This is a genomic window from Flavobacterium rakeshii (genome assembly GCF_009741375.1).
GTDB lineage: Bacteria > Bacteroidota > Bacteroidia > Flavobacteriales > Flavobacteriaceae > Flavobacterium > Flavobacterium rakeshii.
Genome location: NZ_WOWP01000034.1, coordinates 173,957 through 195,618, shown reverse-complemented (window position 1 = coordinate 195,618; position 21,662 = coordinate 173,957). Strand labels below are relative to the sequence as shown.

The following is a 21,662-nucleotide window of genomic DNA, read 5'->3' as shown; positions in this document are numbered from 1 at the left end:
GTGTTACATAAGCGAGAATCAGCCTTTCCTGTTGTCGTTAATATTTGTATTTTTGTCAAAATACCTGTAAAAAATGCAATACACCTTTTACAAATATCAAGGGACCGGTAACGACTTTGTGATGATTGATAATCGCAATAATTTATTTCCCAAAAATGATACCAAACTCGTTGCCAGACTGTGCGATCGCAAATTTGGCATTGGAGCCGATGGTCTCATTTTATTAGAGAACGATAAAGATGTTGATTTTCGTATGGTGTACTATAACTCCGACGGAAACGAAAGCTCTATGTGTGGTAATGGCGGGAGGTGCCTGGTAGCATTTGCAAAAATGCTGGGTGTAATTGATGATGAAACTAACTTTATAGCTACCGATGGTCCGCACTATGCAACGGTAAATGATAAAGGTATTGTTTCACTGCAAATGAAAGACGTTAATTCGGTATCAGTATACGAGCATTATGTATTTATGGATACAGGATCGCCACACCATGTGGAAATTGTGGAAGGGCTGGATGCTTTTGATGTGAAAAAAGTAGGTTCGTCTATTCGTTACAGCGGACTTTATGGCGATAAGGGGTCTAACGTAAACTTTGTTAGCCCTGCCGGAGAAAATACTTTTGATGTTCGTACTTACGAAAGAGGAGTGGAAGACGAAACACTTTCGTGCGGAACCGGAGTAACAGCAGTAGCAATAGCTATGAATGTGACAGGGAAAACCAGTGCAAACGAAGTAACTCTTAATACCGAAGGTGGTGAGCTTAAGGTTTCGTTTAAGCACGAGGGAGATCATTTTAGCGATGTATTCCTTACAGGGCCTGCAACATTTGTATTTAAAGGAGAGATAGAATGGTAACACTTCAGGGAGATACGGTATTTTTAAGGGCTCTTGAACCAGAGGATCTTGAGTTTATATACAGTATTGAGAATAATGAAGAAATTTGGGAAGTAAGTAATACCCAAACCCCATACAGTCGTTTTTTAATACGCCAGTATCTTGAAAACGCCCATCAGGACATTTATGAGGCAAAACAGTTAAGGCTTGCCATTTGTGAGAAAGACGGCTTTACGGCTTTAGGACTTATCGATTTGTTTGATTTTGATCCGGTAAACCAAAGGGCGGGTATAGGTATTATAATACGCGATGCCGAAAACCGAAACAAAGGGGTAGGTAAGGAAGCATTAGGCTTACTTATTAACTATGCATTCAGTAAATTGCAATTGCACCAGTTGTATGCAAATATTGATACAGATAATACAGCAAGTATTTCTCTTTTTACTAATTTTGGCTTCAAACAGATAGGGGTTAAAAAAGACTGGAATAAAATAAATAACCAGTACAAAGACGAAGCCCTGTATCAGTTAATAAACAAACAATAATAAGCTATTTACATTGAAACTAAGAAAAATAATAGGGATATTCTCCCTGGTGGCTGTTACTGCAGCCAGTATATATGCCTATTCTATTTACAAGGATATTTTTTCGCCTAATACTGCTTTTTCCGAAAACAGCGTAGCGGTATATGTGCCAACCAATTCTACCTACGAAGAAGTCGAAGCGCTTGTAAAGCCTTATATTGAAGATATGGAGCGCTTTAGGATGGTGGCCGAAAAGAAATCGTATGTAAGGAATGTTAGGGCAGGTAAGTTTTTCTTTAGAAGAGGAATGAACAGTAATGAGATAATAAACTCATTGCGCCAGCCGGTACCTGTAAAGCTATCGTTTAACAACCAGGAAACATTACCCGATGTAGTAGGGAGAATAGCACAACAAATAGAGCCAGACAGTCTTTCTTTATACACTGCTTTTACCGACAAGCAGTTTTTAGCAGATAACGGTTTTAATGAAGACAATGCGTTAAGTATGTTTATTCCTAATACTTATGAATTCTTTTGGGATGTTAGTCCAGATAAGTTTCGCGAAAGAATGGCAAAAGAATACAGGAAGTTTTGGAATAAGGACAGGCTTGCAAAAGCAGAAGCTTTAGGGCTTACACCGCTGGAAGTTTCGGCGCTGGCTTCCATAGTACACAAGGAAACTGTAAAGGCAGATGAAAGACCAAGAGTGGCGGGAGTTTACCTTAACAGACTGAAAAAAGGAATGAAACTTGAGGCTGATCCTACGGTTATCTATGCTGTGAAAAGGGAATCAGGCGATTATGAGCAGGTTATTAAGCGTGTATATTTTAAACATCTTGAAACCGACTCACCATACAATACCTATATGTATGCCGGTATACCACCGGGACCTATTGCTATGCCCGATATATCTGCCATAGATGCGGTACTTAACCCAGAGCAGCATAATTACATTTATTTTTGCGCCAGCGTAACTAATTTTGGTTATCATGAGTTTGCCGTTACAGGGGCTCAACATGCTAAAAACCGACAAAAATATGTAGCATGGGTAAACAAAATGGGTATTAAATAACGATACATTTACCGATTTTAAAACATAAAACCCCGAAAGCAATAAAACGTTTTCGGGGTTAATTATTATTAAAAAATCAAAAAAATATTCTCTTAAGAGCAGTTTGGTGTGGTTTTTCCGCAACACCAGTGTTTGCAGGTGTTACAGAAAATTCTGTCTTAATCAAACCTGCTAATCTAGTGTTAAATTTAAAGCGAAGAGTTAAATTATTGTAAATCAATCTAATAATTTTTGTTATCTTTGCCGGCGAGAAATTTCACGGGGTGACAGGCTGTGAGAAATCAACATTTATGATAAAAAAATGGAGTTATTTTTTAGGGTTATCCCTTTTTATTGCAGTAGTAAGTTCTGGATTCAAAACTAACGATGCAAAACAATTTGGCAGAATAGAAGGTTTTCACCTTGCCGAAGATGAAATTACTAACTATACCGTGCCAACGGTTGATGAGACGGCCAAAATAAGTTATAACTTTCCGTTCACAGGGAAGTCGTACATTGGCTTTAAACAGGCGATAGCCATTAAAGAGTCGCAAGGGCTTTATAAATTAGTAAATCCTTACGGCTATATGGGAAAATACCAGTTTGGTAAAAGTGCCCTTAGAGCTGTAGGAATAAAAGACGCTAAAAAGTTCTTGAACAGCCCCCAACTACAGGAACGAGCTTTTAAAGCATTGCTTTCTAAAAATAAATGGGAGTTGAGAAAAGAGATTAAACGTTACGAAGGAAAAGTAATCAACGGGGTTAAAATTACCGAATCAGGATTACTTGCCGCAGCTCACTTAGGAGGGGCAGGATCGGTTAAAAAATACCTTAGAAGTAACGGTACACAAGGTTTTAAAGATGGTTTTGGAACTTCGTTAAGAAGCTACATGAAAAAGTTTGGAGGTTATGATACCTCAAACATTATTGCAAATCCAAGTCCTAAAGTAAAACTGGATTAAAAAGTAAAATTACACCACACAAAGCTCTGAGTTATCAGGGCTTTTTTTTTGCAACTCACTTATTAAATCGTTAGTTCTTTTAATCTTATTACTCTGTTCGTTTAGCATGGAGTTGATTTTGTTTATCACTCTCCTGTTGTTGCATCTTCTTATTTTAAGTAATAAGGGTTTTGAAAGATTTTGGGAATATTCTTTTTTCATTTGGTGCAGGTACTCACCACAGCTAATGCCGGGAAGTATTGGCTCTTCAATAGCGTCATGCGTAAGTATGTAATCGCTTAAGGAATCCTGTACTTTAAGAAAAGTGTTTTGGGTTTTCCTGTATTTATTGAGCAGTTCAAGCCTTTCCTCTCTATACATCGGTATTTTATTTATGATGTATATAAGGAAAATCATTAGGAGCAGAGCTCCTGCTACTATTTCAAGTGGGGTGTTCATATAACTTACTGGTTAGCAACGGCTAATATAGTAAAACATTTTTTTTTAAGAAAAAATTAATATTTAAATTTCAAATATTTTTTTAAAAAGCTAAATAACTCTTTAAAATAATGTCATTATTCTATAATATAGTCGGTATTTTTGGAAAAAAATAAAAGTAATTATTTTTGCGCTAAAATTAAGATTAAACTTACATAAACTTCTTATAGATGAAATATTTTGATGTTGTAGTAATAGGTAGTGGGCCTTCAGGGGGTGGAGCAGCATTTAAGCTTGCAGAAAGTGGATTGTCGGTAGCTATTATTGAAAAGGAAAAATTACCACGATATAAAACCTGCGGTGGCGGACTGGTATATAGGGGACGCACAATATTACCTTTTGATATTAGTGAAGTAATTGAAAGAGAATTTTTTCAGGTTGATACCTTAGTTGGAGAGGGATATCATTTTATAACACGTAGGGAAGAGCCTATTATAAGTATGGTAATGCGTGATACTTTTGATGAACTAATAGTGAAAAAAGTAAAAGAAAAGGGTGGGGTAATAATAGATGATTGCAAACTTACCGGATTGCGAAATGAAGATGGTAAAGTCATACTCTCTACAACAGGAGGAGAAATTACTGCCCGATTTGTTATTGCTGCCGATGGTGCACTTAGTCCTACAGCAAAAATGGCGGGATGGGATAAGGATACACGTTATTTGGTTCCGGCACTTGAATATGAGATTGAAGTTCCTGAAGAGGATTTTGAAAGGCTGTCAAAAACGGTACGGTTTGATATTGATGCTATACCAGGTGGGTATGCCTGGAATTTTCCTAAAAAGAACCATTTATCTATAGGTGTGGCTGCAGTAAAAAGAGGTAAGATTAATCTTAAAAAGTATTATCTGGAGTATTTGGAAACTTTAGGTATAAAAACTATAATCAGTGAGCAGCAACATGGTTTTCAGGTGCCTATAGCACCAAGAACAGATGGGTTTGTAAAGAACAATGTTTTCCTTGTAGGAGATGCAGCAGGTTTTGCAGACCCTATTACTGCCGAGGGGATTTCTAATTCTATATACAGTGGTTTACTGGCTGCCGATGCTATTATAGAAAGTAACATGGATGTTGAACTGGCAGGTACTATATATAACGAGAAGCTTGATGAAAAACTTGTGCCCGAACTGAAAACAGGTTTACTTCTTGCTAAGTTTTTATATAGTCAGCCTACTATAAGGAACCTGTTCATGAAAAAGTACGGATATCATTACTTTGAGTCAATGGCTGATGTTTTTATGGGTAAAAGATCCTATCCGGTAGATATAATGAAAACTATAAAGCAAAAGGCGAAAGGACTCCTTTTTTCATAAATAGCCTGCTTTTGTTCTATAAAAGTAATAAATTGCAATAACCATTATTTATCTATGCTATAAGTAATGGTTATTTTACTTTTAGCAAAAATGAACTATAATTAATGAGAAGAATAGCAGCTATTTTAAATCTCCACGAGGGAGAAGATAACAGGGATAAAATCCTTGAAAGCGTTAAAAAGAATATCGAATTTAAGGGAGCAAATCTCTGGATTTTAGCCTGTGCTATTATTATAGCTTCGGTAGGATTAAATGTAAACTCTACAGCTGTGGTAATCGGAGCGATGTTAATATCTCCGCTAATGGGACCTATAGTAGGTGCCGGTTTTGCACTGGGGGTTTATGATTTTACGCTTTTAAAAAAATCACTACGAAATTTATTAAATGCTACTGCTGTAGGTTTGGTATTCTCGGCTATATATTTTTTAATAACTCCTTTTAAAGACGGACAGTCGGAACTTTTAGCAAGAACAGCGCCTACCATTTACGATATTATAATTGCCTTTTTTGGTGGTTTGGTAGGGGTAATTGCGGTAACAAGGGTAGAGAAAGGTAACCCGATACCGGGTGTGGCAATTGCAACAGCGTTAATGCCGCCATTGTGTACGGCGGGCTATGGTATAGCTACCTTTCAATGGTCATTTTTTCTGGGGGCTTTCTATTTGTATTGTATTAACTGTGTGTTTATTGGTATTGCTACTTTTTCCATTATCAAATACCTAAAGTATCAGCCTAAGAAACAGGTTGACGAAAAACAGCAAAAAAGGGTAAAGGTGATTATATCTGTACTAACTTTTGTGATGCTTCTTCCGGCAAGTTATCTGGCTTACTCTTTATATATGGAGCAGCAGTTTAAAAAGAGTATCGATAATTTTATTGAAAACGAATTTACCGATAGAGGGTATACTGTTGTGTATAAAAAAACCCGATTTAGCACGACACCAAAAAAACTGGAATTAGCATTTTTAGATAAAAGATTTGAAAAGAAAGAAATAACTGGCTTACAGGAGAGAATAGATAATAATAAATATATAAAAGGTACACAACTTATTATAAGGCAGGACAGTACCGATAGGTTTAATGATATTAAAGGAGATATTCTTAAACAGATTAAGAGTAATGAGAATGAGGTGAGCCAAAAGGATTTAAAAATTGTTCAGTTAGAGAAACAACTCGCGGCCAATACCTTTGATAACAAAAGATTTTTAAGAGAGGCTAAATCGCTGTTTCCTAATATTAAGTCGTTCTCGGTTTCGCATCATGATATGGCTACTGCAAAAGACAGTGTTGTAGGGATTACAGCTGTATTGTATGAAACACCTGAAGAAGATTTGAGTGATGAGGAGAAAGTAAAACTCAGAAACTGGTTAAACGAACGATTATCGGTTAAGAATGTTGAGATATTCAGGAAGAAATAAAAAATAAAGAAATAAAAAAGGAGAGTTTTAAACTCTCCTTTTTTTTATTTATGCCTGTTGAGGAATAGCCTCTTTCTTTTTCTTTTTACTGTAGAAGTTAAGTAATGTAAATCCAATTATACCAGAGCATACAGATGCTACCAGTACGGCAAACTTAGCTTCGGTTTGTAATGGTATACTGTCTTTAAACGATAGTAGGGCAATGAATATAGACATGGTGAAGCCAATACCTCCCAGCATTCCAAGTCCCAGTACATGTGTCCATGTTGTTTTTTCAGGGAGTTCGGCAATCTTAGCCTTAACCGATAGGAATGACATAAGGAAAATACCTATTGGCTTACCTAAAAACAGTCCTAATACAATACCAAGACCTACATTCCCTGTAAGTCCCTCTACCATTCCGTCAACAAAAGTAATGTTGGTATTAGCGATGGCAAATATAGGCATGATTAAAAAGTTTACCGGTTTAGTTAGTGCATGCTCCAGTTTTTCAAGTGGAGATTCCTTATCATCGGGAGTAGTAGGTAGAGTTAACGCTGTAAGAACACCTGCAATAGTGGCATGGATGCCCGAATGGTGTATTAAATACCACATTACCATACCCGGTATTATATAGAAAAATATATTGTTTAGTCGCATGCGGTTAAAGCCTATCATAATAGCATAAACACCGGCAGCATATATAAGGTAGTCTAAATGTAGGTTAGAGGTATAGAAAATAGCAATAACCAGGATAGCCATAAGGTCGTCTACAATAGCCAGTGCAGCAAGGAAAACTTTTAGTCCGCTTGGTACTTTGTCTCCAAGTAACGAAACAATACCTAAAGCAAAAGCAATATCGGTAGCCATAGGGATACCCCATCCGTGTACGGCAGGAGTACCTCCGTTAAATAAAGAATATATGGTTGCTGGTACAACTACACCGCCAATGGCAGCCAGAACAGGTAACGAGGCATGGCGAATAGAAGAAAGTTCTCCTTCTATAATTTCCCTTTTGATTTCAAGTCCTACCAAAAGGAAGAATATAGCCATAAGTCCGTCGTTTATCCAATGGATAACCGAGAACTCTAAATCTATACTTTCGGTTTTAAACCCTACTACTGCGTGCAGGAATTTTTCAAAGCCCCATGCTAATGGACTGTTTGCGATTGCCAGTGATACTACTACACAAATAAGGAGGATAATACCTCCTCCTGATGAAGAATTAAAAAATTCTTTAAATGTCTTTAGGTTAATGAGTTTTGCCATATTGCAAAAATACAAAATCGTTGAATTTTGGCAGATAATTTCTATACTATAAAAACCAACATTAACATATTTTAACAGGAATAGTTTTTAATTGGGTTTTTAAAGGGTTATCTTGCGTTTTTTCTAATTTTAAACAAAAAAGAATGATAAAAATTCAAAAATATCATCCAAATGAATCTATGAATAATGAATTGCAGAAAGAAGTTGTTAACTTTTTGTACAAAAGCCTAGAACAGTATGGAGACCCTGAGGATGATATTAATAAAGCAGTTAATTATGCTTTAAATAAGAATAATGAGAAGGATAAAACCACAGGTGGACTTGTGCTTACAGCCAGGCTTGAAGAAAACAACGCTGTAGTAGGTGCTGTGGTGATTAATGAAACAGGAATGGGCGGTTATATACCCGAAAATATTTTGGTATACATCGCAACAGATCCAAACCAGAGAGGTAAAGGTATTGGTAAGAAACTAATGCAGGAGGCTCTTGAATCCAGTAAAGGGGATGTAGCACTGCATGTTGAACCCGATAATCCTGCGAAAAGACTTTATGAGAATCTTGGATTTACAAATAAGTATCTTGAAATGAGGTACAAAAAAACAATCTAATGGCTTTTATAACACTCGATACAAAAAAATTAAAAAAGAACTTTAACTACTTAAACTCGTTTTTTAAAGAAAACAACATATACTGGTCTGTTGTTACAAAAATACTATGTGGTAACAAAGACTATCTTACCGAACTGCTTAAAATGGGAATCAGTCAGTATTCTGATTCCAGGATAAGCAATCTTAAAACAATCAAGGCGATTGATAAGAATGTAGAGACTATTTACATCAAGCCTCCTGCAAAAGGAGCGATTAAAGATGTAATAAAGTATGCCGATATCAGTATGAATACTGATTTTAGGACTATTGAAATGCTCTCTAAAGAAGCTCAAAAGCAAGGCGTTACCCATAAAATTATTATAATGATTGATTTGGGAGAGCTGCGTGAGGGAGTAATGCGAGAAGATTTTGTAGATTTCTATTCGCAGGTTTTCCAAATGAAAAATATTGAGATCATAGGGCTTGGTACAAACCTGTCCTGCCTGTATGGGGTTCTTCCTAATAATGATAAACTTATTCAGTTAAGTCTTTACAAGCAATTGGTAGATATTAAGTTTAATGTGAACATTCCGTTTATTTCGGGAGGATCTTCGGTTACAATACCATTGGTTAAGCAGGGGCTTATCCCGGTAGGTATAAATCACTTTAGGGTAGGGGAAACCTTATTTATGGGTACAGATGTGTACAACGGCGAGAAGCTTGATAATATGGAGAATGATATCTTTAAGCTTTATGCCGAAGTTATTGAGCTGTATGAAAAACCGATGATTCCAAGTGGAGAAATGGGGACCAACCTTGAAGGAGATACTTTTGATTTTGACGAAAATAATCAGGGTAAGACCTCAATACGTGCTATTATTGATATAGGGCTTCTGGATATAGATATGAAGCACCTTGATACTACTGATACCGATATTAAATATGCCGGTGCAACATCTGATATGGTAGTGCTTGATTTAGGAGATAACCCTAAAGGGTATAAAGTAGGAGATTTAGTAGAGTTCACTATGGACTACATGGGTATAGTACGCATAATGAACTCTAAGTATATTGAAAAACGTATTGTTTAATTATGTTTATCGGTCACTACTTTATAAGTAGGGTCTTCTATAATATTAACATCAATAACAGCTTCGGCATTTTTTAATAGTCTTTTACAGTCTTCGCTAAGGTGTCTTAAATGAACGGTTTTTCCTGCTTCATGATATTTTTTAGTGATGCCGTTAAGAGCTTCTATAGCCGACATGTCTGATACACGACTTTCTTTAAAGTCGATAATAACTTCCTGCGGATCGGTATCTATATCGAACTTTTCGGCAAATACGGTTGTTGAGCCAAAGAAAAGCGGTCCGTAAATTTCATAATGTTTAATGCCATTTTCATCTATATAGTGCCTTGCGCGTATGCGCTTGGCACTTTCCCATGCAAATACCAATGCCGATATAATAACCCCTATAAGTACGGCTTCGGCTAGGTTGTGGGTTATGATAGTTATAATAGCTACCAGTATACCTGTTATAATATCTGATTTAGGCATTTTGTTTATAATTTTGAAGCTGGCCCATTCAAAAGTGCCTATTGCTACCATAATCATTACTCCGGTAAGTGCGGCTATAGGTAGTTTTCCTACAACAGGTGCTCCTACCATTATAATGATTAATATGGTTAAGGAAGCTATAATTCCCGATAGTCGCGCTCTTGATCCTGCCGAAAGGTTAACCAGTGTTTGTGCAATCATAGGGCAGCCTCCCATTCCGAAAAAGAATCCGTTAGCTATATTGGCAGCTCCCTGAGCTAAACATTCCCTGTTGCTGTTTCCTCTTGTTTTAGTAATCTCATCTACCAGATTAAGGGTAAGTAAGCCTTCGGTAAGTCCTACGGCAGCCATAATAAGTGAGTAGGGAAATATAATTTCAAGAGTTTTTAGGTTTAAGGGAATATTGGGTATATGGAAAGGAGGGAAACCTCCTTCAATTGATGCGATGTCTTCAACTGTTTTGGTTGGGATGTTAAAGAAATAAACTAGCGCAAATACTATAATTATGGCTACAAGAGAAGCTGGTATCGCTTTTGTTATTTTAGGGAATATGATTACTATGGCTATGGTTAAGGCTACTAATCCCAGCATTATATATAGTGCTGTTCCTGTAAACCAGTCGCCGGTTGTTTCTTTAAATCGGTCTAATTGAGCGGTAAATATAATTACGGCAAGTCCGTTTACAAAACCATACATAACAGGTTGTGGAACCAGTCGTATAAATTTCCCTAATTTAAAAAGTCCAACTGTTATTTGTAGTACGCCTGCAAGGGCAACAGCTCCAAAAACATATTCAATTCCGTGTAACTGCATAAGCGCCGTAAGTACTACTACTGTTGCACCTGCACCACCTGATATTAATCCGGGGCGTCCGCCAAATATTGCTGTGATCAACCCCATTATAAAGGCGGCATACAGACCTACAAGAGGGGGGAAGCCAGCCAGCATAGCAAACATGAGCGATTCGGGTATCATGGTCATGGCAACGGTAAACCCGGCAAGGATTTCGTTTTTATAATTTACTTTTTGGGAAAAATCAAACAGGTTAAAAACTTTGTTCATTTTAAAAGTGTTGTATTTTAATAGATTAGCGCAGGCTGCGGTTTTAAAAGGCGCAAAAATAGGGCTTTTTTTGTAAACCCTTTTTATGGGGTAGTAATGATGATTTTCTTAATCAAAAATTAACGTTGAAATTGGTTTTGTAATTTCTTTTATCGTAATATTGCAATATATAAATAAATAACATGGGAGCTACTAAATCAGATCAGTTTACAAAGGAGCAAAATGACCTGGCATCTTTGGCAAAAGCTTTAGGGCATCCGGCACGTATTGCTATTATAGAGTACCTTTTAAAGGTTGATTCGTGTATATGTGGGGATATAGTAGGGGTGTTGCCACTGGCACAGCCTACGGTGTCTCAGCATTTAAAAGAGCTTAAAAATGCCGGACTTATAAAAGGTAATATAGAAGGGACAGCGATTTGTTACTGTATAGATGAGGAAGGATTTGAGAAAATAAAATCATTTTTTGATCATGTTACAGTGTCGCTTTCCAAAAAGAAATTTGATTGTTGTTAATTAAAAGGAATGGATATGAAGTTGTCTGAAATCAAAACAATACTGGAAACGGTTGAAACGGTGAATTTCCGTTTGCCGGACGGGAGCTATGTGCCTGAACATTTTCATGTAACTGAAGTGGGTGTAGTAACCCGCAATTTTATAGACTGTGGCGGAACAGTAAGGAAAGAGGTTGTGGCTAATTTCCAGCTATGGAATGCTAACGATTTTGAACATAGATTGAAACCAAAAAAGTTGCGTAATATCATAGCATTGTCTGAACGTGTGCTGGGTATGGAAGATAGTGTGATTGAGGTGGAGTATCAGGGAGTGACTATTAATAAGTACGGACTTGATTTTGATGGAAAGGACTTTGTACTTACTATTAAAAATACGGCATGCCTTGCTGAAGACGCTTGTGGTATTACCGAAATGAAAAAAGAGACAGAAGTTAAAAATGAGCAGTCCTGCTGTACACCGGGAGGAGGTTGCTGTTAATTAAAATAAGATGACAAAAATTTTAGTATTGTGTACGGGTAATAGCTGCCGTAGCCAGATGGCTCATGGTTATTTAAAATATTTTGCAGAGGGTAGGGCTGAGGTTTACAGTGCCGGTGTTGAAACTCACGGTGTAAACCCAAAGGCTATTGCTTTTATGATGGAGGATGGTATTGATATTTCAGGGCATACTTCTAATAATGTGAATGAATATAGTGATGTAGATTTTGATTTTATAATCACGGTTTGTGATAATGCTAAGGAGAACTGTCCGTTTTTCCCGTCTAAAGCGCAGCGTTTTCATTATAATTTCCCCGATCCGTCAAAATATGAGGGAACGGAGGAAGAAATAGCTGCCGAATTCAGGAGAGTGCGTGGTATGATTAAAACTTACTGCGAAGATTTTATAAATATGATGGCAATATAAAGGGTAATATTTTCTGTCCTTTGCTGGTAAACTTTTTATGTGTCGTTTAGGGTTTGCATTAGGTAGAGGCAGGAAATATTGCTCTGTAATATTTTATATATGAGTGTTAATAATTGTGCTCCGGCTGCCGAAAGGAAAAAGCTGGGCTTTTTAGACCGTTACCTTACACTTTGGATTTTTACTGCAATGGCTCTTGGTGTGGCTATAGGTTACTTTTCTCCTAATGCCGAGAGTTTTATAAATTCGTTTTCAAGTGGTACAACAAATATTCCGCTTGCGGTGGGGTTAATTGTTATGATGTATCCTCCGCTGGCTAAAGTAAAATATGAAAATATAGGTAAGGTTTTCAGGAATACCAAAGTGCTTGGTGCATCACTTTTACTTAACTGGGTAATTGGGCCTGTAGTGATGTTTGTGCTGGCAATTTTATTTTTAAAAGGCTATCCTGAATATATGTCGGGACTTATTTTAATAGGTATTGCCCGTTGTATTGCTATGGTAATGGTTTGGAACGAACTTGCCGAGGGGAATAGGGAATATGCTGCCGGGCTTGTAGCTTTAAACAGTATTTTTCAGGTATTGTTGTATAGTGTTTATGCTTATGTATTCATTACGCTTCTGCCTCCGTTGTTTGGTGTAACGGGGCTTGAGGTTGCAGTAACGATGAGTGATATAGCCGAAAGTGTGGCTATATATTTAGGTATTCCGTTTGTGGCAGGTATAGCATCACGCTATATATTAATTAAGCTGAAGGGCGAAGAGTGGTTTAACAAGAAGTATATTCCTTTTATATCTCCGTTTACTCTTATAGCTTTATTGTTTACCATAGTAGTAATGTTTAGTCTTAAAGGTAAACTTATTGTTGAAATACCAATGGATGTACTGCGAATAGCAATACCATTATCTATATACTTTGTGATAATGTTTGTGGTTAGTTTTTTTGTGGCCAAAAAAACAGGGGCAGACTATAGTCAGTCGGCGGCTATTTCGTTTACTGCTGCGGGTAATAACTTTGAGTTGGCTATAGCGGTAGCGATTGGGGTATTTGGAATAAACAGCGGTCAGGCTTTTGCGGGTGTTATAGGTCCGTTGGTAGAAGTACCTGCTCTTATAGCATTAGTTAACTTGGCTTTTTGGATAAAGAAAAAATATTTTGGAGTTTCTGCGTTAGATAAATAAGTTTATTTTTATGATAAAGTACCTTATTTATGGAGAAACCCGAATTTCCGCTAGTTGATATATACGACTCTAATCATGTAGACCTGATTCCTGAAGAGGAGAATTTAAAAAAAGCTCCGGCTACAGAACTTCTTATAAAGGATAATCATTCCCTATTGTATGATAAGGATGGTAAAAAGTGGCGCTATTTCCTGAAGTCAGAGTTTTTTGAAGATACACTGGTAAACAGGGTAGTGGCGCATACCTTATACAATCCTGATTTTGAAGTGGAGCCGGTTTGGGAATATGTGGGTGAATATCATATTGAAGATCTTAAAGAAGAGGTTTTAAGATGTATAGATTATGATGAAGGTATAATAACCCAATATGAGGGCGCTGATATTATCCAAAAGGAAATAAGCATCTGTTTCTCGTTTGAAGATGTAGTTGCGGTTCTAAATAAATATGTTTTTGATGTTGATGAGGATTTAATCCTTGCCGAACAAAAACGAAGGGAAGAAAACGATTATTAGTCTAAAACTTATGGATTATAAAAATGCTCGGTCTGTTATGCAGGTCTGGCTTTTCTTTTTTCCATTGTGCTACCGTTTTGGTTTTTATATACTCTGTAGGTAGGGTAATATCACAGGCAATACATAAATGAGTAGATGGTTGCAGGGTTTGCAGTATATCTTCAATAAGTTTGTTGTTTCTGTAAGGTGTTTCTATAAAAAGCTGAGACTGACTTTTCTCGTTAGAAAGTCTTTCGTAGTTTTTAAGAGCATTTTTCTTTTCCCCTTTATCAATAGGAAGGTAACCGTTAAAAGCAAAGCTTTGCCCGTTCATGCCCGATGCCATCATGGCAAGCAGTATGGATGACGGACCAACAAGCGGTACTACCTGTATTCCTTTTTCGTGTGCCAGTTTAACAACAACAGCGCCTGGATCGGCTACACCGGGGCATCCGGCTTCACTCATTAAGCCTACGTTAAAACCTTCAAAGCAAGGCTTTAGGAAGTCGTCATATTCATGAGCTTCGGTGCGCTTGTTGAGTAGTGAAAGCTTTAGTTCGGGTTGTTTTTTAATAGGTAGTATGGCTTTGATAAAACGGCGTGCCGTTTTTTCGTTTTCCACAATATAATGGTCGATAAATTCAACAGATCGCTCTACCGTTTCCGGAAGCACTTCTTTTGGGTTGGCGTCTGGGCCAAGAGGTACGGGTAACAGGTATAGTTTTCCTATTGTTTTCATCGGGCGTTATCGTTAATAAGTTTGTTGGCTACAATCTGGCAGGCTTCGTCCAGCATATCATATACATTATCAAAACCTTCAGGACCTCCGTAATATGGGTCGGGTACATTAATACTTTCTCCCGGATGTAATGCATCCATCATAAGGCTTACTTTGGTTTTAGCCTTATCGTTTGGGGCAAGTTTTAAAACGTCTTTAAGGTTAGAGGTGTCCATAACAAAAATATGGTCAAACTCGGTAAAGTCGTTTACTTTAAACTGACGTGCCCTTTGGTGGGTAATATCCAGTCCGCGATCTCTGGCAGTTGCTATAGAGCGCTTGTCCGGTAATTCGCCTGCATGCCATCCGCCAGTTCCGGCAGAATCTACCATAAATTTGTCTGATGGCAGCTTAGATTGTAAAATACCTTCAGCCAGGGGAGAACGGCAAATGTTTCCCAAGCACACCATTAAAACTTTAACGGGCATTATATCGATAATTTTTTGTTGATATCGTCAACAAATTTACGGAATTGCTTGTCTGTAGAAACCAGGTTGTCTACCGTTTTACATGCGTGTAATACTGTGGCGTGGTCACGGTCTCCAATTTGAGAGCCGATGTTTGCCAGTGATGCCTTAGTGAACTTTTTAGCAAAGAACATAGCTAACTGACGTGCCTGTACTACGTGGCGTTTTCTGGTTTTTGACTGTAGTGTGTCTATGTCCAACTGGAAATAATCTGAAACTACTTTTTGAATGTAGTCTATAGATATTTCTCGTTTTACATTCTTCACAAACTTTTCCACTACCTGTTTTGCAAGGTCGATGGTTACTTCGCGCTTATTGAAAGATGATTGTGCTATTAATGATATAATAGCGCCTTCAAGTTCACGAACGTTTGATTTGATGTTTTTAGCAACATATTCCACAATTTCTTCCGGCATCTCCACACCGTCACGGTATAATATGTTTTTAAGGATAGAGATCCTTGTTTCATAATCCGGTTGGTGAAGCTCGGCAGATAGTCCCCATTTGAAACGGGATAAAAGCCTTTGCTCGATATCCTGCATGTCTACAGGAGCCTTATCTGAAGTAAGGATAACCTGTTTTCCGTTTTGGTGCAGGTGGTTAAATATGTGGAAGAAAACATCCTGTGTTCCTGTTTTACCCGATAAGAACTGTACGTCATCTATAATAAGTACATCTATTAACTGGTAAAAGTGGATAAAGTCGTTTCTTGTATTTCGTTTAACAGAGTCTATATACTGTTGAGTGAAAATCTCTGCAGAAATGTATAAAACCGTTTTCTCCGGGAATTTCTCTTTTATCTCCACACCAATAGCATGTGCAAGGTGGGTTTTACCTAAACCTACACCACCAAATATAAGTAGCGGATTGAATGAAGTTCCTCCCGGTTTGTTTGCCACAGCCATACCTGCAGAACGCGCTAACCTGTTTGAGTCACCTTCAAGGAAGTTGTCAAAGCTGTAGTTAGAGTTAAGCTGGGATTCGATTTTTACATTTCGTATTCCCGGTATAACAAATGGGTTTTTAAGTTCGGGGTTTTTGTTTTGTAACGGTACATCTACTTCCTGTGGTTTTACAGGAATACGGTTAGCACTTGGTAACTGTTCTGTGAACGGTTGTTTGTTGCCATAAGTGTTCTCCATTTTAATTTTATAGAGTAACTTTGCACCGTTTCCAAGTTCTTTTGTAAGGGCAACCTTAAGCAGTTTTACATAGTGTTCTTCCAGCCATTCGTAAAAGAATTTACTGGGTACCTGTATGTATAGAGAATTATCAGCCAGTTCTACTGCTCTAATCGGCTCAAACCAGGTTTTGTAAGCCTGCTCCTGAATATTGTCTTTTATGAATGCCAGACAGTTCTCCCATACCGATTGCGCAGTTTTAGTCATATATCTGAAAATTAAATGTTTAATATTGGTTGTTTTGCAAAAGAAAAAACAGAGAATTTTACTCCTCTACGGGAGAACAAATATGTGAACATTTTTTTTTAAAAAAAAATGGTTTGCATATTGATTTTTCTAAAAAAATATTGTAAGCGAATTTAAATAAAAATTAAAACAAAATTAACAGTAAAAAAATATGAAAATTCATGAATTTAGTGTAAGAGTCAGATATGCTGAAACAGACCAGATGGCCGTTGTTTATCACGGTAACTACGCCCAATACTTTGAAATGGGTAGAGTGGAATGGCTTAGAAATCTGGGTCTTACGTATAAGTTTATGGAGCAAAACGGTGTTATGTTACCAGTTGTCTCCTTGTTAATGAATTACAAAAAACCAGCCCGATATGATGATTTATTAACAGTTCGTACCATCTTCAAAAAACAGGAGTCTGTCAAGATAGAATTTGACTACGAAATCCTAAATGAGGCAGGTGAGTTATTAACAACCGGCAACTCAGTTTTGGTGTTTGTAGATATGAAAACAGGGCGTCCTGTTACTCCTCCTGATTATGTTGCAGCGAAAATGGAATTAGTTAAAAATTAACTAAATTTAACAGATTGTTAAATTACATAAAAACTACAAAACGGAAGTTATACTTCTTTGATTTCTATCTCGTATAAACTGTTAAATGCCTCAAATACCATTGGGGCATTTTTCATTCGGGTACTTATTGTTACTTCACAGTCCATCTCCATTTTTTGAGCGACTATGTCAAGGTTCTTTTCTTTAATAACGCGCATAACCTTGTTCATATTATGGTAACCAAACTTAATTTGGTAATGAACATCAATTGTTTTCTCTATTATCTCTGATGCTTCCAGAGCCATTTGTGCCGAAGTACGATAAGCTGTTATGAGTCCGCCCACTCCAAGTTTTACTCCGCCAAAATACCTAACCGATATAACCAGTACATTAGTAACATCAAACGATTGTATTTGTCCGTATATAGGCATGCCGGCACTATTGTTTGGTTCGCCGTCGTCGTTAGCACGGTAGTATAGCTTTTTCTCGTCGGTGCCCAGTTGGAAGGCATAACACCAGTGACGTGCCGAATGGTGCTGCTTTTTAATGTTTTCCAGTATGGATTTAACCTCGTCTTCACTGGTTACGGGAAATGCATAACCGAAGAACTTACTGTTCTTTTCTTTGAAAAGTGTTTCTTCCGATGGGGCTGCGAGTGTTTTGTAGGTGTCTTTTTCCAAGAGATTAGCTAATTGGCTGCAAAGGTATTTTATATAAAACGGAATTGCAAACCGTAGTAAAATTGAGTATAGTTACTTGAAAATGTCGCTTATTGTAGTGCTTTTTTTTATAATAACTACTGTGTTATTGATGCTTTTTACAGGCTAAATAATAGGCTTTTTCGGTATCTGTTTTATTTTTTTCGGTATCCGCTATATAATTTTTACTTTTACATCATCACAATCAAAGCAGATGGATTCAATTTTAAAGGTAAATAATGTTGTTAAGCAGTATGGTGATTATACGGCTTTAAACAGCGTTTCTCTTGATGTTCCCAAAGGCAGTATTTACGGACTTTTAGGTCCTAACGGTGCGGGGAAAACTTCACTTATAAGGATTATAAACCAAATTACCATGCCCGATAGCGGTGAGGTTTTACTCGACGGAGAAAAACTTAAACCCGAACATGTTGCTCATATAGGTTATATGCCCGAAGAAAGAGGGCTTTATAAAAGCATGAAAGTGGGTGAGCAGGCGCTATACCTGGCACAGCTTAAAGGGATTTCCAAGCAGGAGGCAAAAAAACAACTGGACTACTGGTTTGAAAAGCTGGAAATAAAAGGCTGGTGGAATAAAAAAATACAGGAGCTTTCTAAAGGTATGGCACAAAAAATTCAGTTTGTGGTTACGGTACTGCACCAACCGAAACTGTTAATATTTGATGAGCCGTTTAGCGGATTTGACCCTGTTAACGCCAATCTTATTAAAGACGAGATTTTGGAGCTTCGTGATAAGGGGGCAACAGTTATATTTTCTACCCACAGAATGGAAAGCGTAGAGGAGATGTGTGATCATATTGCGCTTATCCATAAATCCAACAAACTTATTGAGGGTAAACTGCACGATGTTAAAAAGCAGTACAGAACCAATACTTTTGATGTAGGTATCGCTCCTTATAACTTCCAGCAGTTACTGGCTGATATCAATACGAAATTTAAAACTGAGAAAGCCGACTTTAAAACGCTTGACGACGAACTTAAACTGGCTGTTACCCTGCCACAGGGAGGTTCTCCGCGCGATTTGATGCAGTACCTTATGCAGCATGGAGAGGTAACTTATTTTGTAGAGAAGATACCTAGTGTTAACGATATTTTTATTCAAACCGTAAGTCAGAAATAATATGAGCCTATCCCTTATTATAAAAAGAGAGTTTAATGCCAAGGTGCGTAATAAGTCGTTTATAGTAATGACTTTTTTAAGTCCGTTGCTTGTTGTGGTAATGGGGTGCCTGGTAGGTTATCTGGCGAGTGTAAATGGTGACGAGGTTAATAAGGTTGTTGTTTATGATAAAGCCGGTTTACTGAAGTCGGATTTTGAAAATACAGATTATACGGTATATACTGACCTGTCTGGTATGTCGCTGGAGAAAGCAAAAGAAAAAGCGTCTGAAGGTTATTTGGGACTTATTTATGTTCCTCAGGTAGACAGCCTGCCACAACTTGTCAATAAGGTGGAGTATATTACTAACGAAACACCAAACCTTGAGTATGTTTCTGAGATTGAAGGCGTGGTAAACAGTAAGCTTACCAAATACAATTTGGAGCAGCTTGGTTTTGATTCAGATAAAATAGACAAGGCTAAAACCAAGTCAAATATCCACCTGAGTAAGTTTAGCGGTGAGGAGACATTTAAGGAAGGGAGTATACTTAAAATAGCTTTGGGAGGTTTATCTGGCTACCTTATCATGATGTTCGTAATTATATATGGTAACATGGTAATGCGAAGTGTTATTGAAGAAAAAACCAATCGTATTATAGAAATCATAATATCATCGGTTAAGCCGTTCCAGCTAATGATGGGGAAAATTATAGGTACATCACTTGCAGGGATATTACAATTTTTAATATGGGCAATACTTGGGCTTACCCTGTTTTTTGTGCTTAACATGGTATTTGGAGTGCAAATGGGAGCAGCATCATCTCAGCCTGAAGCTGCCGCAGCAACACAGGAGGCAATGAGTAGTATACAAATTTATCTTTCGGAGTTTGCAAAACTCCCTCTGGCTACCATATTTATTTCATTTTTACTGTATTTTATAGGGGGGTACTTCCTGTACAGTAGTTTTTATGCTGCAATTGGAGCAGCGGTTGATAGTGAAACCGATTCACAGCAGTTTTTACTGCCTATAATAATGCCGTTAATGCTTGGGGTTTATGTGGGTATATTTACGGTTATAAGCGATCCGCATGGTACTGTGGCAACCGTATTCTCCATGATACCGTTAACATCGCCTATTGTGATGCTTATGCGTATACCTTTTGGAGTACCTATGTGGCAAATAATAGTTTCACTGCTTATTCTTTTTGGAACCTTTTTTGCAGTGGTATGGTTCGCCTCAAAAATATACCGCATCGGTATACTTATGTATGGTAAGAAACCAAGCTATAAAGAAATATTTAAGTGGCTTAAATATTAATTTTAAAATCAAACAATCAACAAGAGTATGTCTAAAATACTTATAATAGAAGACGAAGCAGCAATCCGTAGGGTATTGTCAAAAATACTGGCAGAGGAGAACGATTCGTATAAAATTGAAGAAGCCGAAGACGGGCAACAGGGAATAGAAAAAATTAAAGAAAACGATTTTGACCTGGTGCTTTGTGATATAAAAATGCCTAAAATGGACGGGGTTGAAGTATTGGAAGAGGTGAAAAAAATTAAGCCTGAAATTCCGTTTGTAATGATATCCGGTCACGGTGATTTAGAAACAGCTGTTCAAACCATGCGTTTGGGAGCGTTTGATTACATTTCAAAACCGCCCGATTTAAACCGTTTGCTTAATACCGTGCGTAATGCGCTCGACAGAAAAACGCTGGTAGTAGAGAACAAAAGGCTTAAAAAGAAAGTAAGTAAGAATTATGAAATGATAGGGAGCAGCGAGCCTATAAATCTTATTAAGGATATTATAGAGAAGGTTGCTCCAACAGATGCCCGAGTACTCATTACAGGACCAAACGGTACCGGTAAGGAGCTTGTGGCACACTGGCTGCATGAAAAGAGTGAGCGTAGTGCTTCTCCGTTTATTGAGGTAAACTGTGCAGCTATACCAAGCGAACTTATTGAAAGCGAACTTTTCGGTCATGTTAAGGGAGCATTTACCAGTGCTGTGAAAGACAGAGCAGGTAAGTTTGAAGCTGCCGATAAAGGAACTATCTTCCTGGATGAGATAGGGGATATGAGCCTTCCTGCGCAGGCAAAAGTACTGCGTGCGCTTCAGGAAAATATGATACAGAGGGTAGGTGCCGAAAAGGATATTAAAGTAAATGTACGTGTAGTAGCAGCTACTAATAAAGATCTTAAAAAGGAGATTGAAGAAGGTCGTTTCCGTGAGGATTTATACCACCGTTTAGCTGTAATTTTAATTAAGGTTCCGGCGCTTAACGACAGGAGGGATGATATTCCTGAGCTTATAAACCATTTTGCCGGTAAAATTGCTGCAGAGCAGGGTACGGCTCCAAAATCGTTCTCAGATTCAGCAGTGAAGTTGTTACAGGAGTACGACTGGACGGGTAACATCCGTGAGCTGCGTAATGTGGTAGAACGCCTTATTATTTTAGGCGGAGGAGAGATCTCTGAAAATGATGTAAAACTTTTTGCAAGTAAATAAA

At 37.5% G+C, this 21,662-nt stretch carries 24 protein-coding genes; 17 read left to right on the top strand and 7 right to left on the bottom strand.

Annotated features, from left to right (window positions below):
- The first annotated feature begins 73 nt into the window (after positions 1 to 73).
- The 4 genes from dapF (at position 74) to GN157_RS10670 (ending at position 3,372) form a co-directional block, all read left to right on the top strand.
- Positions 74 to 856: a diaminopimelate epimerase gene (gene dapF / locus GN157_RS10685; RefSeq protein WP_157483384.1), complete on the top strand. Its 783-nt coding sequence runs from the start codon at positions 74 to 76 to the stop codon at positions 854 to 856.
- The gene (locus tag GN157_RS10680; RefSeq protein WP_157483383.1) at positions 850 to 1,380 is read left to right on the top strand and encodes a GNAT family N-acetyltransferase; all 531 of its coding nucleotides are present in this window, start codon (positions 850 to 852) and stop codon (positions 1,378 to 1,380) included. Before dapF ends, GN157_RS10680 begins: the two co-directional genes overlap by 7 nt.
- A gap of 13 nt (positions 1,381 to 1,393) precedes the next feature.
- Positions 1,394 to 2,431 carry an endolytic transglycosylase MltG gene (mltG, locus tag GN157_RS10675; RefSeq protein WP_157483382.1) on the top strand — a complete coding sequence of 346 codons (1,038 nt, stop codon included), beginning with the start codon at positions 1,394 to 1,396 and terminating at the stop codon, positions 2,429 to 2,431.
- 290 nt (positions 2,432 to 2,721) lie between these two features.
- Positions 2,722 to 3,372 (top strand): peptidoglycan-binding protein LysM, encoded by a 651-nt coding sequence (locus tag GN157_RS10670; protein WP_157483381.1) that lies wholly within the window; start codon positions 2,722 to 2,724, stop codon positions 3,370 to 3,372.
- Between the two features lie 9 nt (positions 3,373 to 3,381).
- Here GN157_RS10670 and GN157_RS10665 read toward each other — a convergent pair whose 3' ends face one another.
- The gene (locus tag GN157_RS10665; protein WP_157483380.1) at positions 3,382 to 3,810 is read right to left on the bottom strand and encodes a hypothetical protein; all 429 of its coding nucleotides are present in this window, start codon (positions 3,808 to 3,810) and stop codon (positions 3,382 to 3,384) included.
- Between the two features lie 209 nt (positions 3,811 to 4,019).
- Here GN157_RS10665 and GN157_RS10660 point away from each other — a divergent pair, with 209 nt between their 5' ends.
- A complete protein-coding gene (locus GN157_RS10660) occupies positions 4,020 to 5,162 on the top strand; it encodes an NAD(P)/FAD-dependent oxidoreductase (RefSeq protein ID WP_157483379.1) in 1,143 nt (380 codons plus the stop codon).
- Positions 5,163 to 5,266: 104 nt separating this feature from the next.
- The gene (locus GN157_RS10655) at positions 5,267 to 6,580 is read left to right on the top strand and encodes a TIGR00341 family protein (protein WP_157483378.1); all 1,314 of its coding nucleotides are present in this window, start codon (positions 5,267 to 5,269) and stop codon (positions 6,578 to 6,580) included.
- Positions 6,581 to 6,628: 48 nt separating this feature from the next.
- Here the strand turns inward: GN157_RS10655 and nhaA are convergent, their stop codons facing one another.
- Positions 6,629 to 7,828: a Na+/H+ antiporter NhaA gene (gene nhaA, locus GN157_RS10650; protein WP_157483377.1), complete on the bottom strand. Its 1,200-nt coding sequence runs from the start codon at positions 7,826 to 7,828 to the stop codon at positions 6,629 to 6,631.
- 179 nt (positions 7,829 to 8,007) lie between these two features.
- Here nhaA and GN157_RS10645 point away from each other — a divergent pair, with 179 nt between their 5' ends.
- Positions 8,008 to 8,436 carry a GNAT family N-acetyltransferase gene (locus tag GN157_RS10645; RefSeq protein ID WP_231749117.1) on the top strand — a complete coding sequence of 143 codons (429 nt, stop codon included), beginning with the start codon at positions 8,008 to 8,010 and terminating at the stop codon, positions 8,434 to 8,436.
- Entirely contained in the window at positions 8,436 to 9,506 is a 1,071-nt protein-coding gene (locus GN157_RS10640) for an alanine racemase (protein WP_035132321.1), read from the top strand. Before GN157_RS10645 ends, GN157_RS10640 begins: the two co-directional genes overlap by 1 nt.
- On the opposite strand, the gene GN157_RS10635 is transcribed toward GN157_RS10640, so the two are convergent.
- The gene (locus tag GN157_RS10635; protein WP_157483375.1) at positions 9,503 to 11,035 is read right to left on the bottom strand and encodes a SulP family inorganic anion transporter; all 1,533 of its coding nucleotides are present in this window, start codon (positions 11,033 to 11,035) and stop codon (positions 9,503 to 9,505) included. The two genes, GN157_RS10640 and GN157_RS10635, sit on opposite strands and share 4 nt — an antisense overlap.
- A 182-nt stretch (positions 11,036 to 11,217) precedes the next feature.
- Here GN157_RS10635 and GN157_RS10630 point away from each other — a divergent pair, with 182 nt between their 5' ends.
- The 5 genes from GN157_RS10630 to GN157_RS10610 all read left to right on the top strand — a co-directional run bounded on the left by GN157_RS10630 (position 11,218) and on the right by GN157_RS10610 (position 14,145).
- Complete coding sequence (locus GN157_RS10630) at positions 11,218 to 11,550, top strand: ArsR/SmtB family transcription factor (protein WP_157483374.1); 333 nt, start codon at positions 11,218 to 11,220, stop codon at positions 11,548 to 11,550.
- Between the two features lie 15 nt (positions 11,551 to 11,565).
- Complete coding sequence (locus GN157_RS10625; protein WP_157483404.1) at positions 11,566 to 12,027, top strand: DUF6428 family protein; 462 nt, start codon at positions 11,566 to 11,568, stop codon at positions 12,025 to 12,027.
- A 10-nt stretch (positions 12,028 to 12,037) separates the two neighbouring features.
- A complete protein-coding gene (locus GN157_RS10620; protein ID WP_157483373.1) occupies positions 12,038 to 12,454 on the top strand; it encodes an arsenate reductase ArsC in 417 nt (138 codons plus the stop codon).
- Between the two features lie 99 nt (positions 12,455 to 12,553).
- Complete coding sequence (gene arsB / locus GN157_RS10615; protein ID WP_157483372.1) at positions 12,554 to 13,633, top strand: ACR3 family arsenite efflux transporter; 1,080 nt, start codon at positions 12,554 to 12,556, stop codon at positions 13,631 to 13,633.
- A gap of 29 nt (positions 13,634 to 13,662) precedes the next feature.
- On the top strand, positions 13,663 to 14,145 hold the full coding sequence (locus GN157_RS10610; RefSeq protein ID WP_157483371.1) for a hypothetical protein: 483 nt from the start codon (positions 13,663 to 13,665) through the stop codon (positions 14,143 to 14,145).
- 1 nt (position 14,146) lies between these two features.
- On the opposite strand, the gene GN157_RS10605 is transcribed toward GN157_RS10610, so the two are convergent.
- Genes GN157_RS10605 through dnaA form a run of 3 tightly spaced genes read right to left on the bottom strand, consistent with a single transcriptional unit; the run spans position 14,147 to position 16,757 of the window.
- Positions 14,147 to 14,863: an SAM-dependent methyltransferase gene (locus GN157_RS10605; RefSeq protein ID WP_157483370.1), complete on the bottom strand. Its 717-nt coding sequence runs from the start codon at positions 14,861 to 14,863 to the stop codon at positions 14,147 to 14,149.
- Positions 14,860 to 15,330 (bottom strand): low molecular weight protein-tyrosine-phosphatase, encoded by a 471-nt coding sequence (locus tag GN157_RS10600; RefSeq protein ID WP_157483369.1) that lies wholly within the window; start codon positions 15,328 to 15,330, stop codon positions 14,860 to 14,862. The genes GN157_RS10605 and GN157_RS10600 overlap by 4 nt, the downstream gene beginning before the upstream one ends.
- A complete protein-coding gene (gene dnaA, locus GN157_RS10595; protein ID WP_035132339.1) occupies positions 15,330 to 16,757 on the bottom strand; it encodes a chromosomal replication initiator protein DnaA in 1,428 nt (475 codons plus the stop codon). The genes GN157_RS10600 and dnaA overlap by 1 nt, the downstream gene beginning before the upstream one ends.
- Positions 16,758 to 16,947: 190 nt before the next feature.
- On the opposite strand from dnaA, the gene GN157_RS10590 reads away from it, so the two are divergent.
- Positions 16,948 to 17,355: an acyl-CoA thioesterase gene (locus GN157_RS10590; RefSeq protein ID WP_157483368.1), complete on the top strand. Its 408-nt coding sequence runs from the start codon at positions 16,948 to 16,950 to the stop codon at positions 17,353 to 17,355.
- 47 nt (positions 17,356 to 17,402) lie between these two features.
- Here the strand turns inward: GN157_RS10590 and GN157_RS10585 are convergent, their stop codons facing one another.
- Entirely contained in the window at positions 17,403 to 18,014 is a 612-nt protein-coding gene (locus tag GN157_RS10585; RefSeq protein ID WP_157483367.1) for an IMPACT family protein, read from the bottom strand.
- A 232-nt stretch (positions 18,015 to 18,246) separates the two neighbouring features.
- Between GN157_RS10585 and GN157_RS10580 the strand changes: the two genes are divergently transcribed.
- The 3 genes from GN157_RS10580 to GN157_RS10570 are packed head-to-tail and all read left to right on the top strand — an operon-like array spanning position 18,247 to position 21,661.
- Entirely contained in the window at positions 18,247 to 19,173 is a 927-nt protein-coding gene (locus GN157_RS10580) for an ABC transporter ATP-binding protein (RefSeq protein ID WP_035132350.1), read from the top strand.
- Position 19,174: 1 nt separating this feature from the next.
- On the top strand, positions 19,175 to 20,470 hold the full coding sequence (locus GN157_RS10575; RefSeq protein WP_157483366.1) for an ABC transporter permease: 1,296 nt from the start codon (positions 19,175 to 19,177) through the stop codon (positions 20,468 to 20,470).
- Positions 20,471 to 20,497: 27 nt separating this feature from the next.
- The gene (locus GN157_RS10570) at positions 20,498 to 21,661 is read left to right on the top strand and encodes a sigma-54-dependent transcriptional regulator (RefSeq protein WP_157483365.1); all 1,164 of its coding nucleotides are present in this window, start codon (positions 20,498 to 20,500) and stop codon (positions 21,659 to 21,661) included.
- Position 21,662 lies beyond the last annotated feature (1 nt).